14 protein-coding genes are annotated in these 16,891 nt (G+C 50.0%); 8 read left to right on the forward strand and 6 right to left on the reverse strand.

Translation table 11 applies throughout. The features are described from left to right. Positions 1–788 precede the first annotated feature (788 nt). The 3 genes from HJG54_RS09325 to HJG54_RS09335 all read left to right on the forward strand — a co-directional run bounded on the left by HJG54_RS09325 (position 789) and on the right by HJG54_RS09335 (position 5,522). Positions 789–2,636, forward strand: a complete 1,848-nt coding sequence (locus tag HJG54_RS09325) for an NAD(P)H-quinone oxidoreductase subunit F (RefSeq protein WP_316434611.1) — start codon at positions 789–791, stop codon at positions 2,634–2,636. A 153-nt stretch (positions 2,637–2,789) separates the two neighbouring features. Next, positions 2,790–4,325, forward strand: a complete 1,536-nt coding sequence (locus tag HJG54_RS09330) for an NADH-quinone oxidoreductase subunit M (RefSeq protein ID WP_316434612.1) — start codon at positions 2,790–2,792, stop codon at positions 4,323–4,325. A gap of 72 nt (positions 4,326–4,397) precedes the next feature. Further along, positions 4,398–5,522: a CO2 hydration protein gene (locus HJG54_RS09335; protein ID WP_316434613.1), complete on the forward strand. Its 1,125-nt coding sequence runs from the start codon at positions 4,398–4,400 to the stop codon at positions 5,520–5,522. 72 nt (positions 5,523–5,594) lie between these two features. Here HJG54_RS09335 and HJG54_RS09340 read toward each other — a convergent pair whose 3' ends face one another. Beyond that, entirely contained in the window at positions 5,595–6,773 is a 1,179-nt protein-coding gene (locus tag HJG54_RS09340; RefSeq protein ID WP_316434614.1) for an FtsW/RodA/SpoVE family cell cycle protein, read from the reverse strand. Between the two features lie 219 nt (positions 6,774–6,992). On the opposite strand from HJG54_RS09340, the gene HJG54_RS09345 reads away from it, so the two are divergent. Together HJG54_RS09345 and HJG54_RS09350 are read left to right on the forward strand one after the other, a co-directional pair. Then, positions 6,993–7,619: a hypothetical protein gene (locus tag HJG54_RS09345; RefSeq protein ID WP_316434615.1), complete on the forward strand. Its 627-nt coding sequence runs from the start codon at positions 6,993–6,995 to the stop codon at positions 7,617–7,619. Between the two features lie 22 nt (positions 7,620–7,641). Next, entirely contained in the window at positions 7,642–7,854 is a 213-nt protein-coding gene (locus tag HJG54_RS09350) for a DUF4926 domain-containing protein (RefSeq protein ID WP_316434617.1), read from the forward strand. Positions 7,855–8,029: 175 nt separating this feature from the next. On the opposite strand, the gene HJG54_RS09355 is transcribed toward HJG54_RS09350, so the two are convergent. The 3 genes from HJG54_RS09355 to apcA form a co-directional block, all read right to left on the reverse strand. Next, positions 8,030–8,233 carry a phycobilisome linker polypeptide gene (locus HJG54_RS09355; RefSeq protein WP_036003986.1) on the reverse strand — a complete coding sequence of 68 codons (204 nt, stop codon included), beginning with the start codon at positions 8,231–8,233 and terminating at the stop codon, positions 8,030–8,032. Positions 8,234–8,500: 267 nt separating this feature from the next. Beyond that, on the reverse strand, positions 8,501–8,986 hold the full coding sequence (gene apcB / locus HJG54_RS09360; protein WP_036003988.1) for an allophycocyanin subunit beta: 486 nt from the start codon (positions 8,984–8,986) through the stop codon (positions 8,501–8,503). Positions 8,987–9,107: 121 nt separating this feature from the next. Next, positions 9,108–9,593 carry an allophycocyanin subunit alpha gene (gene apcA, locus HJG54_RS09365; RefSeq protein WP_036003991.1) on the reverse strand — a complete coding sequence of 162 codons (486 nt, stop codon included), beginning with the start codon at positions 9,591–9,593 and terminating at the stop codon, positions 9,108–9,110. 682 nt (positions 9,594–10,275) lie between these two features. Here apcA and hpsE point away from each other — a divergent pair. The 3 genes from hpsE to HJG54_RS09380 all read left to right on the forward strand — a co-directional run bounded on the left by hpsE (position 10,276) and on the right by HJG54_RS09380 (position 13,064). Beyond that, positions 10,276–11,307, forward strand: a complete 1,032-nt coding sequence (hpsE, locus tag HJG54_RS09370; RefSeq protein WP_316434618.1) for a hormogonium polysaccharide biosynthesis glycosyltransferase HpsE — start codon at positions 10,276–10,278, stop codon at positions 11,305–11,307. A 51-nt stretch (positions 11,308–11,358) separates the two neighbouring features. Further along, positions 11,359–12,330: a glycosyltransferase gene (locus HJG54_RS09375; protein ID WP_316434619.1), complete on the forward strand. Its 972-nt coding sequence runs from the start codon at positions 11,359–11,361 to the stop codon at positions 12,328–12,330. 227 nt (positions 12,331–12,557) lie between these two features. Beyond that, positions 12,558–13,064, forward strand: a complete 507-nt coding sequence (locus HJG54_RS09380) for a hypothetical protein (RefSeq protein WP_036003996.1) — start codon at positions 12,558–12,560, stop codon at positions 13,062–13,064. A gap of 258 nt (positions 13,065–13,322) precedes the next feature. Here HJG54_RS09380 and HJG54_RS09385 read toward each other — a convergent pair whose 3' ends face one another. Both HJG54_RS09385 and HJG54_RS09390 read right to left on the reverse strand, forming a co-directional pair. Beyond that, positions 13,323–14,999, reverse strand: coding sequence for a GMC family oxidoreductase (locus HJG54_RS09385; protein ID WP_316434621.1), 1,677 nt, complete (start codon positions 14,997–14,999; stop codon positions 13,323–13,325). A 505-nt stretch (positions 15,000–15,504) separates the two neighbouring features. Next, positions 15,505–16,668, reverse strand: coding sequence for a glycosyltransferase family 4 protein (locus tag HJG54_RS09390; protein WP_316434622.1), 1,164 nt, complete (start codon positions 16,666–16,668; stop codon positions 15,505–15,507). Between the last annotated feature and the right edge of the window lie 223 nt (positions 16,669–16,891).

The raw sequence follows: 16,891 nt of genomic DNA on the forward strand, positions 1-16,891 counted from the left end.
GGCCGCCGCTAAAACGTTCTCGCTGAAGGGTTGCCTAGCGGTTACAACTGTAAGAATTGCCGTTGCTGTCTCACAAGAATAGAGCGCCGAAACTAGTTTCAGCACAAACCAACGAGAGATTAAAACTGCAATCGCCTCCAGTCAAATGGGGCAAAACAATTCAACAAAAATCGCTCAACGAAGTGCATAGCAACTCAGCAATATCGACTGAGTTTATGCTTTGAAATTATACCATCTATAAGGAAGACTTTATATTTCCCTTCGTCTGCAAGCTGGATAAAACTTCTTGCAACGTTTATTCAAGTTAAGCTCGATAAAATTATCAAATGGAAACAATCTAAAACTTTGATTTGCGAAGCGCTAATAATTTTTTAATAATGTTAATTAGGTTTTCCACTGGTTTGCGCCTTGACAAAACTTTTTGCCCTACCTAGCACTGTCTACTGGCTCATTTGTGGTATGGCTAATATCTTGTCTCTTTCAACGACTGGCTTGTAAACCTGTATATCTATATTTCCATGTATAGTCTATTGATAGATGGATGATAGGCGGACAGATGGATGATAGGTGGGTGCCCTGCTGGTGCAGTTAATTTAATCGCAGCAGACTAGCAGCAACGTGAGCTGAACCTGGCAAAGTTTGCCGTCTCATAGTTAGGCAGCCGGTGATTAGCTGGCTTCTAGTCAGTGGCTCCAGTATAAATGTTTAAGGCTTGACAATGGTTAGCACACAGTAACCTTGTCATTCCTGATTTTAGAGCAGCAAGATTTTATAGGAAGCACGGTGTGATGAATCAGCTCCTTTATCAGACAAGCTGGTGGGTTCCGGTCTACGGTTTGTTGGGTGCCATTCTGACCCTGCCTTGGTCGGTTGGGTTGGTGAAGCGAACCGGGCCTCGTCCGGCAGCCTACTTTAACATTCTGATGACGGTTTTAGCGCTCATTCATACTGGGGTACTGCTGTGGGCAGTCTGGGACCTAGAACCGGAGCGGCTGTTGGTACCGTGGCTCAGTTTGCCTGGGTTCGATCTCTGGCTCACCTTTGTCACCTCGCGCATCAGCGTGGGAGCGGCGTTTTTCATCACGGCTCTCAGTTTGCTGGCCCAGGTTTTTGCCCTTGGCTACCTGGAGAAAGATTGGGGACTAGCTCGGTTCTATGCGTTGATGGGCTTTTTCGAAGGTGCCATGTCCGGTATTGCTTTGAGCGACTCCCTCTTCCTCAGCTATGCCCTCCTGGAGATGCTCACCCTTTCCACCTATCTGCTAGTGGGCTTTTGGTATGCTCAGCCGCTGGTGGTTTCCGCTGCACGCGATGCCTTTTTGACGAAACGAGTGGGCGACCTGCTGCTGCTGATGGGCGTGGTGACGCTTTCGGTGATTGCTGGCAGCATGGATTTTACCCATTTAGATCTGTGGGCTAAAGTTGCGAACTTAAGCCCTTTAGTTGCCACGTTGCTTGGATTGGCTTTGCTAGCCGGACCTACAGGTAAATGTGCCCAATTTCCTCTCAACCTCTGGCTGGATGAGGCGATGGAAGGCCCCAACCCGGCGTCGATCTTACGGAACTCAGTGGTGGTGGCCTGCGGAGCCTACGTGTTGATCAAGCTTCAGCCAGTACTAGCTTTGTCGCCAACCGTGCTCGAAGTGCTGATGATTCTGGGTGCCTTGACTGCTGTTGGAGCATCATTGGTGGCAATTGCCCAAATCGACATCAAACGGGCCATGTGTCACTCGACGAGCGCTTATTTAGGGCTGGTCTTTCTGGCGGTAGGTACCCAGCAGGACGAGGTGGCACTGCTGTTTCTGCTGACGCACGGCGTTGCTAAAGCGCTGCTGTTTATGAGCATCGGCTCGGTTATTTTGACTACCAGTACTCAAGACTTGACCGAAATGGGCGGACTAGCTCCTCGGATGCCTGCGACTACAGCCGCCTATGTGGTGGGAGCATTCGCCATGATCGGCTTACTGCCGTTGGGCTGCTTTTGGGCCATGCTTCAGTGGTCTGAAGGGGTCTGGGCTACTGCTCCCTGGTTAATTGGCATTTTGCTGTTGGTGAATGGACTGACCGCTTTTAACCTGGTGCGAGTGTTTGGTCTCGTCTTTTGGGGAGAGACCAAGCCCAAGACTCGTCGGGCACCGGAAGTGATGTGGCTGATGGCCCTACCAATGGTGACCCTGACCATCGCGGTGCTGCTCTTGCCGTTGGTGCTTCAGCAGTGGCAGGTGTTGCCGAGTTGGCAGCAGGTCAATCCTACTTTGGTCGTTTTGCTGGTGCTGTCAGGAGCAGTGGGTACTGGTCTGGGCGGTTGGCTCTATCTCAGTCCACGAGTGGCCAAGCCGGTTGGACTGGTTTGGAAATCGGTGCGTGAGGTGTTGGCCTACGATTTCTGTATTGACCGCCTCTACAAAATCAGCGTTGTTTTGGGTGTGGTGCAGGGAGCACGGCTGACTGCTTGGTTTGATCGCTACATCGTCGATGGTTTGGTAAATTTCGTTGGAGCTGTCTCGATTTTCAGCGGCGAGACTTTGAAGTACACCATTTCTGGCCAGTCGCGCAACTATTTGCTGACGCTGTTTGTCGGCGTGGTTCTGGCCTTCATGGCTCTAGCCTGGTCCTATGGGAACTGGTACTTCTAAGTAATCTCATGAGTCATCTAACCTGGTTAGCAGCGTCTCGCTGGGAGCAAGACATTCACACTCAATGGTTTCTACAGATGGTTTCTACATAGGTAGATCAACCACTAGCCAATCCTAACGGTAAATTCGGCCAATTAAGGAGTGACCGCAGCTATGCTGAGTATTTTGATTTGGGCACCGATTCTAGGCGCAGTGCTGATTGCCTGTTTGCCTGAGGCGATTGTGACGCAACGCGCTCGCTCGATTGCCCTAGCCGTTTCCAGCATGGTCCTCCTCTGGTCGTTCTACATCGCCAGTCAGTTCAACCTGAGTGAGCCGGGATGGCAGTTTCAGGAATTCCTCCCTTGGATCGAGAGCTTGGGCTTAGGCTATCAGCTGGGGATGGACGGTCTTTCAATGCCGCTGGTGATGGTGAACAGTCTGCTGACTTGGCTGGCTATTTTTAGTAGCGACCGGCAGATCAACCGGCCTCGGCTCTATTATGTATTGCTGCTGATTCTGGGCGGTGCGGTCGCGGGTGCATTTCTGTCCCAAAACCTACTGCTGTTTTTCTTGTTCTACGAAGTCGAGCTAATTCCGCTTTACCTGATCATTGCCATCTGGGGTGGTGCAAGACGGGGCTATGCGGCAACCAAGTTTTTGATCTACACGGCGGTTTCGGGTGTGCTGATTTTGGCGGCCTTTTTTGGTCTATCGCTGCTGAGCGGTCACTCTAATTTTGATTACGACCTGTTGCGCTCCCAAACCCTGCCCTTGGCAACCCAGTTGATCTTGCTGATTACGCTGCTGATTGGCTTTGGCATCAAGATCCCGATTGTACCGCTGCATACCTGGCTGCCCGATGCTCACGTAGAGGCTCCGACCCCGGCTTCGGTGTTGCTGGCAGGCGTTTTGCTGAAGTTAGGCACCTATGGTCTGCTCCGATTTGGCTTAGGTTTATTTCCCCAAGCTTGGCAAACCATTGCCCCTGGTTTGGCGGCGTTAGCAGTGGTCAGTGTGCTCTACGGTTCCTTTGCGGCGATTGCCCAAACGGACATGAAGAAAATTGTGGCCTACAGTTCGATTGGCCATATGGGCTACATCATATTAGCGGCAGCAGCTGCAACTCCCTTGAGCCTGATTGGTGCCATTGCTCAAATGATCAGCCACGGCTTGATCTCGGCCCTGCTATTTTTGCTGGTGGGTGTGGTCTACGCCAAAACCGGCACGCGGGATATCAACGTACTGCGGGGATTGCTCACGCCTGAACGCGGTTTGCCTGTGGTTGGCAGCTTGATGATTGCTGGAGCAATGGCGAGTGCAGGCATTCCCGGCATGATGGGCTTTATTGCGGAGTTTATTGTCTATCGCAGCAGTTTTGAGGTGTTTCCAGTGCAGACGCTGCTGTGCATGGTAGGTACTGGCCTGACTGCCGTTTATTTCCTGATCATGATCAACAAGGTCTTCTTTGGTCGCCTGCCCGAAAGTCTGGCCAACCTGCCGCGCGTGCGCTGGCAAGACCGCATTCCTGCCGTAATTGTCACAATGCTGATTATCTTTTTTGGAGTGCAACCGAGCTGGATGGTGCGCTGGAGCGAAACTACTGCAACTACATTGGCAACCAATCAGGGTGGTTTACCAGCCTTTGCCGTTGCGCAGCCACTTCCTAGTCCTGCTTCCCTGGTTACCTTGACTGATGTGGATGGCTAGCTTCCTAGCTCAGTTTGCTGTTCTTGATGCCTGCTTTGTTCCTATCGTTTCTCGTTTCCACGGGTTTCCACTATGGTGATCGCAACTTCTCCCAAAACCCATCCGTTGGCCCACATTATCGAGCGGTTAGAACAGGGGGGTGCCCTGCTGCCGGAGTCGCCAGAAAATCTGGTAGAAGTGGTGGGCATCCTCAAAAGCTATGGCACGGTACTAGATGCCTATCAAATCAACCTGACCTACATTGCAGAACACCAATTTTTGGTACTGTTTCCCTTTTTCAAGTACTTCAATGGCGAAGTCACTCTGCAAAAGCTATTGAAGCATTGGTGGCACGACCGGATCAACTACGAATTTTCCGAATACTGCATGAGAGCCATGTTCTGGCATGGGGCACAAGGCTTAGACACCTACCTGGATAGTCCAGAGTTTCGTCAGCGGGCCACCGCCGCAATCCAGGCCAAGCTACGCGGCAACCTGTGGATGGGCAGCCTCAATCGCCTATTTCCAGAATTTTTGATCGAACAGGTGCGGCTGCTCTGCTACTACAGCGCCCTGGGCCAGTTCTGGAACGTGATGAGCCGCATGTTTCTCATCCTCTCGGATCGCTACGATCGCGGCGAAATTCGGTCGATTGCCGATGTGGTGGACCATATCCGTGAGGGCCTAGTCGAAGCCGCTGCAAAGCCGATTACCTATGCGGTGAACATCAAAGGTCAAACTTACGAAATTATCCCCCAATCCGTAGGGCTGACCTTTTTAATGGATACGGCAGTTCCCTATGTGGAAGCCGTTTTCTTTCGGTCATTCCCCTTCTTTGGCACCGTCTCCTACAACGCTCAGGCGCATCAAATCTCACCCAGTCAGGCCGACTTCAACTATGGGGCGCTCTACGCGGATCCCTTGCCGATTGGTGGAGCCGGTATTCCTCCCACGCTGCTGATGCAGGATATGGTGCACTTTGTGCCGCCCTATTTGCAGGAAGTTTACATGCGCAGCATCCGGGGCCAGGACGATCTGCGCGTGAAGATTTGCGAAAGCTTCCAAAAGTCGATGTTTTGCGTCACGACCGCTGCCATTCAGGGCTTGGCTCCCTATCCCCTCAGCACCACCGATCCGGAGCAACGGCAGGCAAATCGCACCTATCTAGAGCAGTGGATGGATCGATTTGTGGATTCTCGCTTACAGGCTGTAAATTAATCAGACTCAATCAGTAGCTCAATCAGTAGCTCTATCAGTAGCTCTATCCGTCAGAAGAATGAGATGGAGCTATCACTGGTCCTCTAGTTGAACGTTTTGGTTGAGCGCCAGCACCTCAGCGCTGGTGTTTTCTCTGGCAACCCGCACCAGCAGCCCAGCCGCAACCAAGCTGGCAATCATCGAGCTGCCGCCATAGCTAAACAAAGGAAATGGCAAACCCGTAGTTGGTAGTGCCCCGGTTGCCACGCCGATATTCAGCAGCGATTGCCCTACCATCAAGATCATGATGCCAATGGCTACCAAACGATGCACCGGATTATAGGCTCTAATTGCTACCCGCAACGCCAGCGTCGCATAGGTGGCGAGCATTAGGAATAATAACAAGCAGCCGACAAAGCCAAATTCCTCAGCAAACACTGAGAAAATAAAATCTGTGTATTGAATCGGCAGATAAAATAGCTTCTGCTGCGATAGCCCAAACCCCGTTCCCCAAAAGCCACCCGAACCAATCGCCAGCAGGCTCTGTACCAACTGATAGCCATCTTCTTGCGCATCAACCCAAGGATTCAGGAACGAGGTCAACCTACGTCGTTGGTAGGCCTTGATGCTGACACTCACCACCGCTACGAGTACACCCGCCCCAGCCGCCGTTCCTAAATAGCGGTAGGGCATTCCTGACGCTAGAGCCAGCAACCAGATGATGATGCCGCACAATGCCGCCGTGCTCAGGTTCGGCTGAACCAGAATTCCGCCCAGGATGATCATAAAAATGCCGAGCCAAGTCAAGCGCACGGTCCAGGAGAGCCGATCCCACTGCCCAAACACACGCGCCCCCTGCAATACCAAAAACGGCTTGATCATCTCTGAGGGCTGAATCGCCGCAGGTCCAATTACCAGCCAGCGCGTCGCTCCATTCACCGTTGTGCCAATTCCCGGAATCAGCGTCGCCAAGATCAGCCCCAGGAAAATCATGATGCCCCAGTCAGCCAAACCCAGCGCATAGCGCATCGAAGAGTGGACCAGGATGTTGAAGCAAGTCAAGCCCAGAAAAATCCAGACGAGCTGACCTTTGAAGAAATATAGGTTATCCCCCCGCTCGGCACCGGCTGCCACGTAGGACGCCGAAAACATCACCACTAACCCCACTGACAGCCACAAGAAAGTCAACCAGCGCAGGGCACGCGCCTCAAATGACCAGGTTTGAGCCGAGGGATCATAAAACGGCAATAGGAAGCGAACGATTGAAGCCATGCCGGATTGACGATAATGAGATGGATGGAAACTAGATGCAGCAACTCGTAGGATTCTAGGCTGACCAACCAAGACAATAGCTTAGTAAGACAGCCTTTTGCAGAAGATGCCTCCATAGGGTAGCTCAAGTCTAAGGATTTTGATCCAGCCCCGAATTAAAGTTATTCAAACTTACTTGTGGATTCTTACTTGTGGATTTGTCGATAGGAGCCGCCTTCTATGCCTAGAGCAACGATTATTCAACCCGATCAGTCCTACACCTTTGCCGACTACTTCAAACTCGACTTTGCTCCGCAAGATATTTTGGCCTATTTCAACGTTTCTCTCCAACGTCGCTCTCTCGAGTTACCTCGTTACTCTGGCACCCTAGATCGCCTCACCGACTTAACTGCCCGAATCGAAGAAAGCCTTCCTCGTCTGAGCCTGACCAGTGAGATGGCACGACGAGAATTCTTGATCGCACCTGTGTTGATGGATGTACTGCACTATACTCAGGCCACCCTCAACGTGGAGTATCCTGTTGCCGTTAGCAACCAACTTAAAGGCTCACTGGACTACTTGCTCCAAACTCACCAGACATTTCTCGTGATAGAGGCGAAAAATGAAGATCTAGAACGAGGTTTTATTCAGCTTGCCATCGAACTCATCGCCCTCGATCAATGGATAGACTCCGAACAACCGATCTTGCAGGGGGCAATTTCAACCGGAACGATCTGGCAGTTTGGTCAGTTTGATCGGCAATCTCGTGAAGTAACTCAAAACCTCGATCTCTACCGAGTTCCCGCTGATTTAGAAGATCTGTTGCGAGTTCTAGTCAGAATTCTGGAACCCTCTAGAGAGACTTAGCTGTAATGAATGGCACGGCAAGTTGTTAAATGTTGCTGCTTTAACTGTTGCCCTTTCCCAATACAATGTGCGGCGAGGGCAAGTTGGAACCATCGTTGAGATATTGGCAAGTGGCACAGCCTTTGAGGTTGAATCCAGCGATCGCAATGGACGGATCTATGAATCGATTAAGCTACGTTCAGAGCAAATCATCGTCTTGGATTTCAAGCTGGCAACAGCCGAGCAAACCCTTTAACAAAAACTTTAAGAGGATGCCCGAAAAGTGCGTCAAGGCTCACCCCTCCCACTCTTCAAACACCCTCTCAAATTTCTCTCAAACGTTGAGATTTTGCTTATTAGATTTTGCTTGACGCCGCAGCCAGAGCTGAAATTCGTCTAGATAGATCCAACTGGAAGAGAGCTAAATAGAACTACGCCAAGCCCGTATTGACTCCAGGCTTACCCGTTGCCAATTCAACCTTAACAATTTTGCCACCCATCTTCATGATGCGCTGCTGCTCCTTGAACCAGTTATCGTAAGGAACTAGTTTGGTGAAGTAGGTGTTTTGCAGTTCCCGCTGCGTGCGAATCCGGGTTTGGCTAGGAACGCAAGCCGTGATTTTGAACATCCGCATGGGGCCGTCACTCTCCTTGTAAACTGAAAAACTTCTGTTGAATTTAGACTTTTAGACGTTATCTAAAATCACTTCAGCTAATTACGCTAAGCCTGGGAATCTAGGGCCAATCTTAGACTGCCATAGCCGCCTTAAAACAGCCATCGACGATCTAACACTCACACCAGACTTCCCAGACTTCAACAAGTTTTGAGTTTTAAGTTTTGAGGTTTGAATTAGATGGAATTTGCACCATCACTCAAGACTCAAGACCCATAACTCAAGAAATTAGCTCAAGCCAGAGCAGATGTAATCGAGGTAAACGCCCATTTCCTTACCAGCGTCAGCACCCACCAAGCTAGCAGTGACTTCTTTGATCGCCTGGATTGCTTGCACGGTAGCGGCAATAGGTACACCCAGCGAGTTGTAGGTTTCCTTCAAGCCGTTGAGCACGCGCTCATCCAGGATGGAAGGATCGCCAGCCAGCATGGCGTAGGTAGCATAGCGGAGGTAGTAGTCGAGGTCGCGGATGCAGGCTGCATAGCGACGGGTGGTGTACATGTTGCCACCGGGACGGGTAATGTCAGAGTACAGCAGAGACTTAGCCACTGCTTCCTTGACAATAGCAGCCGCGTTAGCGCTGATCGCCGTTGCAGCCCGAACACGCAGCTCACCGCTGGAGAAGTAGCTCTTCAGCTTGTCCATAGCGGTGCTATCCAGGTACTTGCCCTGAACGTCAGCAGAGTTGATAACAGAGGTAATTGCGTCTTGCATGATTTTGATTCCTTAGATCAAGTCGTTGTCCACAGTTAAAAAAGTTTTAAGTTCTAAGTTCTAAGTTTTGAATTGAGCTAACTCAACACTCAAAACTCAACACTCAAAACTTAGCCTTGTATTACTGCATTGCACCGATGACGTAGTCAAAGTAGGTGCCTGCTTCAGCAGCATCATCGCCAGACAACAAGGAGGTTGCAACGCTCTTCATGGCACGAACGCCTTCAGCCACTGCATCGATGGGAGTACCGAGGGACTTGTACATTTCGCGCACGCCAACGATACCGATTTCTTCGATGGGAGTTACGTCGCCAGAAACCACTCCATAGGTGATCAGGCGGAGATAGTAGTCGAGGTCACGCAGGCAGGTAGCAGTCATTTCTTCGCCGTATGCGTTACCACCAGGGGAAACCACATCAGGGCGCTTTTGGAACAACTGATCGCCAGCTTGCTTGACAATCCGCTCGCGGGAATCAGTCAGAACTTGCGCAATCCGAAGACGACGCTCACCAGAGGTGACGAAGCCCTTGATCCGATCCAATTCACCGGGGCTTAGGTAACGGGCCTCGGCATCAGCGTTCACGATTGACTTCGTGACAATACTCATCGATGGATTCCTCCGAAAAGCAAAATGTAACCAGAGATGATTAAACTTGCGTTCACCATTGAGAATGACGGAATCTGAGGCAGTTAGAGCTACACCACAACCCAGGTGAATTCGTTTGGCTGCTAGCTCCGCTCAAATCTGACATCCTTGCCAACTTGACTTTACAGCTTGACATTTCTGCCAAATGTGATAGGAACTTGCAACCTGCCTCGACCCTTCATCCGCGGAATATGGTCTGAACACAGCCATCTTCCGGAAACATTTTCCGGCATTCAGTTCACATTCTTAGGCGGTTCGCAATATTTTGTAACAATATTCCTCAGACAACGCGGCAACGACGTTAATCAAGTTTTCAAATAGTTACAAATACCCATCAAGATTGTTCTGGGACTTTCTAGAGGTTGCCGTCTCCACTCTGGCAATCAACCTTGACCATCAACTTGACCATCAACCCTGCTAATTCACTTTTGTTAACCCAGAGCTAAACCTGGCAGCTTGCGGCTATACCTCTGATTCGGATGCGGCAACAGCGAGAACTGCGGGAATACTAGATGCCAACCCTAGAACTTACTAGAACTTATTCAGTCAGTTTGCTCGATATCTAAACATCAAGCCATTCCTTGTTGAACTCGGCGTAGTTGAACCAATTAGTTGAACCAATTAGTTGAACCAACTAGAAGACTTGTCGAACTTGATTGAATCGACTTGCGGAACCATACAGCCGAACTATCCAAAAGCAGCCAGTAATCAGGACATGATGGACTTCACCGTCGCAATTCCAACCTATAACGGCGAACAACGCTTACCCGATGTTTTGAGGCGATTACAAACCCAAACTGGGCTTGAGGCGGTCAATTGGGAGGTTTTGGTTGTAGACAACAACAGCCAGGATCAGACTGCCGCAATTGTTGAAGCGTTTCAGACGACATTTTCCTGCCCACTCCGCTATTGCATAGAACGCCAGCAGGGTGCTAGCTATGCTCGCCAACGAGCGGTGCGAGAGGCCCACAGCGAGTTGATCGGATTTCTCGACGACGACAATTTGCCCGATCCAGGCTGGGTGTTGGCGGCCTATCAGTTTGCCCAACAGCATCCGCAAGCTGGTGCCTACGGCAGCCGGATTACTGGCGAGTTTGAAGTGGAACCACCGGCTCATTTTCAACGCATTGCCCCCTTTATGGCGATCGTAGAGCGAGGTTCCCAACCCCATCGCTATGAGCCTGAGAAAAAGCTACTGCCCCCTTCGGCTGGGTTAGTAGTGCGCAAACAAGCTTGGCTGGCTCATGTACCAGAGCAAACCCTATTGAACCGTTTGCACTTCAAGCGATCTGACGGCAATGATTGCAGTGAAGATATCGAGGCATTGTCCTACATTCAGCAGTCGGACTGGGAGATTTGGCACAATCCTGAGATGCGCATTGTGCACAAAATTCCGGCTTGGCGATTAGAGCGTCACTATTTGCTGCCGCTATTTCGCAGTATTGGTTTAAGTCGCTGTGCCACGCGCCTAGTGAGTATGAAACCCCAGGAACGCTGGTGGATGACAGCAGCCTATATGGTCAGCGATTTGCGGCGGGTAGTTTTGCATATGCTCAAATATGGCGCTCAGTTCAAGACTGATCTAGTCGCTGCCTGTGAGCTAGAACTTTATTTTGGTATTTTGATTAGTCCGTTCTATTTATTAGCTCAGCGCCTCTCAAAAGAGATTGACTGAAATATCAGCTGCAACTTCATTTCTTTATTTCTGGATTTTTGGCTGCATATCATGAATACACCACTGATTTCCGTTATTATTCCGGTATACAATTCTGCAACAACTATTGAAAGAACGATACGATCTGTTTTAGATCAAACTTATACTCATTTTGAATTGCTGATTATCAACGACGGTTCAACAGATCGAACTTTAGAAGTTGTTTCTAGTATTCAAGATGAGCGGATAAAAATATTTTCCTATCCTAACTCTGGTGTTCATGCCAGCCGTAATCGGGGCATTGCTCAAGCAGCAGGAGACTATATCACTTTTATTGATGCCGATGATCTTTGGACGGCGGACAAGCTGGCAGCTCAGCTCAATGCTTTGCAACAAAATCCTCAAGCGGCTGTTGCCTATAGCTGGACTGACTATATTGACCAGCAGGATCAGTTCTTACGCAAAGGAACCTACATCAAAGCGAATGGCAATGTCTATGCTAAGTTGCTAGTCACAAATTTTTTGGAGAATGGTTCCAATCCGCTAATTTGCAAATGGGCCTTTGCTGAAGTGGGTTTGTTTGATTGTGTCTTAAAAAACGCGGGTGATTGGGATATGTGGCTCCGGCTGGCAGCTCGCTATCCGTTCGTTTGTGTGGCGGCTCCGCAAATTTTATATCGGGTTTCTCCCAAGTCTCTCTCCACCCACCTTTGGAGTATGGAAACTTGTTGTATAGAGATTTTGGAGAAAAATTTTGCTACGGCTCCAGCTGAGCTTCAGCCATTGCGAGGCCAGTGCTTTAGCAACTTTTATCTGTATCTAGCCCTAAAAGCACTTGAAGCGAGTCAATCTCGCTCCAGCAGCCTTAAAGCGATTCACTACTTGTTACAGGCTGTGAAGTATGATCCTTCCCTGCCCCGCCGCCGTCAGTTTTTAACCTTATTAACTTTGGTAAAAGCATTTTTAGGGGTTTTATTTTCACCACAAATTGCTCGACAACAGCTATCGCTCATCAAAAAGCAGCGCCAAGTCATAGCGCAGTAATGATTGCAAAACAAAATTGTAGAATAACGATTGGCTCTATATAGCGATCTGATTTGAGCCATAGAAATTGGAATAAGAAGGCGACTAAAGAACCTGACTAGGCCATGATGCTCTATAGGCTTTGCGCAATTAGTTGATCAATTCAAGGAATAAATTGATAATGTAAAGTCAATTCCATCATCCTCGTTTTGTAACAGAGGAGACACCATTCTTTCAAGGATTTGAATATGCCAAAAACCAAACAGCGGCCCTCTGCCGTCACCATTGTTTCTAAAGATGCGCTCGAACAGGCTGGTATAAGGTTACAAGAGTTGCCGGATAAACCCAAGGAATTTTGGTCTCTACGGGAGGCGGTCGCCATTTTGCAAGAGGATATTACAGACGCGCTCAACCGGGGATACACCTATGACGAAATCGTCAAACTCCTGGCTGGTAAAAACATTTCCATTACCGCTTCTTCGCTCAAACGCTATCTAGCGACCGCAAGGCGCGAAGGGAACGCCAAAACTAGAAAGCCCAGAAAACCTCGCAATCAGGCCCTAGCCGTTACACAACCAATGGCTACGACCCCATCTGCTGCCACGTTTGGGGCGCAATCGGCTCAACCGCAGGTCAGGAAAACTACAACCACTCGATCAGCAGCTAAAGCGGCTCCTGTTAGTAAGAGCCGTGCTGCTGTTGGCAAGAAGGCTTCTTCCTCCACTACGGGTAAGCGAGGGCGTAATCCTGCATAAGTAGTGCGCTCAAGTCTCACAACGGGCATACTGCCTGTGCGTAAATTCGAATTCATCGGTTAGGCAGCGTCAGCCGATCACGGCTTTTGCTTAAATGCCCTACTGAACTTGTTTCTAAATAGTTTGATTTGTATCGTTAGCAGTCATAGCTACGCTCTCATCTACCTCCGCTACAGTTCTGACATTGGTTTGCCAAGGCTTCACGAAAACATTGAGTGTTAAAACCACAGCAAAGGAGCACACCCTGCTTAAGACCTATTAAGACATCAATCCGGCAACTGATGTAGTTTTGATCGCCTGCTTGAGATGATCGGCTAGGCGCAGTGAGAGGGCGACAATGGTCAAGGTTGGATTGGCAGAACCTCCGGTCGGAAAGACAGAGCTACCGGCCACATACAAATTGGCCAGCTGATGCACACGACAGTTTTGATCTACAACTCCCTGCTTGGGGTCTGCATGCATTCGAGTTGTGCCCATATGATGCGCCACACCTGAGGGAGAACATAACGCTGGTGCTTGAGCTGCATCATAGGTCAGTTCACCAATTCCAGCGTTCGCCAGCTCCTCTGCCAGCAGTTTTTGATTATGAGCTGCACTGCTTCGATCTATGCTTCCCCATTGCCAGTGCAGCGCTGCTTTTGGATAACCAAACCGATCCCGTTCCGCACTCAGAAACACCCGATTGCTGGGGTCGGGAGCCTGCTCAGTTTGAAAAAAGAACTGAAACATGCGGAAACGCTGTCGATTGTCAGGCATTTCTGACCAGCCGCCCCGACCAAACCCGTGCAGCAAGGACTGATGTTGGGTCGCCGCAAGATAACCGGCTCGGGCGATATAATCCAAACCACCCAAAATGTGCCACAGATGTTGAGGCAGCTGATCGGGCAATTTACCTCGCACGCCTGCTTCGGCCACGGTTTTAAAGGCAGCGATCGCCTTAAACTGTCTCCAACTCGGTCTAGGAAAGGCGAGAACAGCCAGGTTGAGTAAGTGCTTCTGCTGCATCAGGATTGGACTTGGAGCCAGCTTGCCCAAGATGGGCGTGTTATCAACCCACCGCAGATCGTAAAGCGCTGTTTTGTTGAACAAGTTCGGATCACGGGGCATTAACATCCCTGCATCGACGAGGGGGTGATCCATAAAATACCGCCCCACTACGTCATATTGATTGCCGAGACCAGCAGGCTGTTGACGATTGGAAGCTAGCAACAGGCGGGCATTTTCGATGCCTCCCTGCGCCGAGACAAAGAATTTAGCCGCGATCCAGAACTGCTTTCCGGCAAAGGTAGAAACCTTAACCCGCGTCACTGCCCGCCTGGATTCATGCGCTTCAATTTCCACTACGGTCGAATCAACACAAACTTTAATGTTGTTCGCTTGGGCTAGGGCGTTTCGGTAATCTTGGTAAAAAACCTGGCGTGGTCCGAACTGGAACACAGCCGTTTCGAACCGATCGGGGTTGAGGGGAAGCGGTTGACTGTCTGGTCGTTGCCAAGCTTCAGCATCATAGGCATAGGGACCGGCTTGACAGACCGCCTGTGCCCGCTCATAGAACGGATCGAGATGGGACTTGGGGAAGGGCCAGCCGCTGTAGGGCAGCCAGTCTCGCCGCTCAAAATCAATCGCATCCAAAGGCGCATATCTGACGCCGATGGTTGACCGATCAAGCTTAATTGCCCAGATATTCGAGTTACCTCCGAATTGGCGATGGCGCGTTGCTTGAGGTGAGAGAAATGGCTCGCCATAGGTTTGGCATTCACTCAGGGTTTGAATCGCCGCTTGTGAGGTGGTATCTCCACTCTCTAGTAAGTAAACTTCTGTAGTTTGGCCTAGAAATTCACGCGCCAAGGTAATTCCGGCAGGGCCGGCACCAATAATACAAATCTCGGTGTTAATGACTGCATTCTCAGCAAATTCATTTGCGTTTATCAGCATACTTGCTCCAGCATAATTTTGGCCCAAGCTCATCTCAGACTTATAGCGATAGTCAGTTTGGTTGGGACATTTTTGTGGGGGCGCGGAGCGCCCCCACAAAAATGTCCGTGGCCTAACTTATGTGACTGAAACTGTAGGTTCCAATAATTCGAACGCAAACTTTCACAGCAAAGCTCACTGGGGAAAGTGGAAATTCCCCTAACCGTCAGCTAAGTTTGTGTATTGATGCGAATATCTCTCAAGCGATCTGCTCCGCACCCTAGACCTGATGGTCTAACCTTATTGAGAAATTGCCAGAGAATACTCAAACCCCTGCAATTGGGGAAATCAGGGGTCTCCAGTCAGCCTCAAAGCCCTATTATTGCTCCCCTTTATTGCTCCATAGTACGCCTGCTCTAGGCAGATTTTCAGCAGGGCACTAGTTTTCTGATTTTTCTGGTGCTCTGCCAGAAGGCCAGTAGCCCGCATTGCTCCTGATCCCTCTAGGCTGTAGTTTGCAATTCTCTCAGGACGGGTTCAGTGGGTTGAGACTTGCCGTACTCGTTGGAAGAGGTGCTGCTTTAAGTGGCTCATTTAAAGTATTTCCGTCTGAGTGAAAGCAGGCTCGATGCTCTGCTAGCTGCTTAAATTGACATACCAGATCCTGAACATAGGCTTCGCTGGTATGTTCCTGCAAAATTAGCTCATAGCCTCGCTGGGCTTGGGCTTCTGCCAGCTCCGGGTTGTTGATGAAATTGAGGATGGCCTGCTTCATGGCGGTAGCATCTCCGGGAGCTACACCCGTTACCACACCCAGATCAATCAAACGTTCTGCCAAACCGGGCGTGCGTGTGATGATTACCGGACGACGGCAAGCTAGCGCCTCCATCAGAGTCGTTAAGCCAGCTGAGTAGGTATTGTAGAGTAAGCTGATCACAACCATATTAGAGTTGCGATAAAGCTGACGAAACTGCCGCCATTCTTGAGGATGGGCCGTCATGTTGGATGGCATCACCTCTGGAAAGGCTACCCGGGTTTTGGCTGAAGCGTTGGGAGAAACAGCGCAAATATTCACATCCACATCTAGATCACAGGTGGCCTCGGCCAGAGTTTTATAGTCGCGCTGCTCTAATCCTGCACTCGCAATCAACGGTCTTTGCTTTTCCAGGGTGACAGGACCGGGGCAGAAAAACCGCACGTCGGTTTGTTCACGTACCACATGCACTTTTTCCTGAGGTAGCTGCAGGTACTGCCGCAAATAGTCGGCTTTAAGCTGGGTGTTGGTTAGAAACAGATCAACCGACTGAGCCAAGCGAAATAGTTTCAAAAGGGCGCGCACACGCAGGCGTTTCGGCTCCAGAATGTAAACCACCAGCTTAGGACGGTTGGCTTTAAACCCAGCCAGAATTGCTAGCGGAAATCCGACATCTTCTCCGGTGCAAAAGACCAGATCGTTGGCTGTCAGCTTGTTGATCAAAGAACGGGCCAGCGCCCAATGTTCTGGTTCGCTAGTCAGTTTGGCGAGGCGGCGATCGATCCAAGTAACTGCTTTAGCGTCGGGGTGGTGAACCGTGGCATCTAGCTCCTGACTTAGATCCCACATAGTGTGGCGTGGGCATTGGTCTAGCTGGGCGTCACGGTGAAACTTGCTCAGGTCAACTGAGCGGCTCAAACAAATGTGGTATCTCATGTAACCGATGCTCCAATTGGCTCTCTTTTGGCTCTCTTAAGAATTGTTCGGGAACTGCTCTCGAACAATTGCTAACAAAACAAATGAATTCAATGAATCATGAACTGCCACTAAAGCTAGGTGCGGAAGCCAATGGGGGCTATGCTCCTCAACCTCTGCCTAGCGCAACAGGTAACCTAATCTGAACGCTGTGTGGATCGCTGCTGTGGCTGATCAAAATGCC

Origin of the sequence: Leptolyngbya sp. NK1-12, assembly GCF_032598965.1 — a bacterium.
GTDB lineage: Bacteria > Cyanobacteriota > Cyanobacteriia > Elainellales > Elainellaceae > Elainella.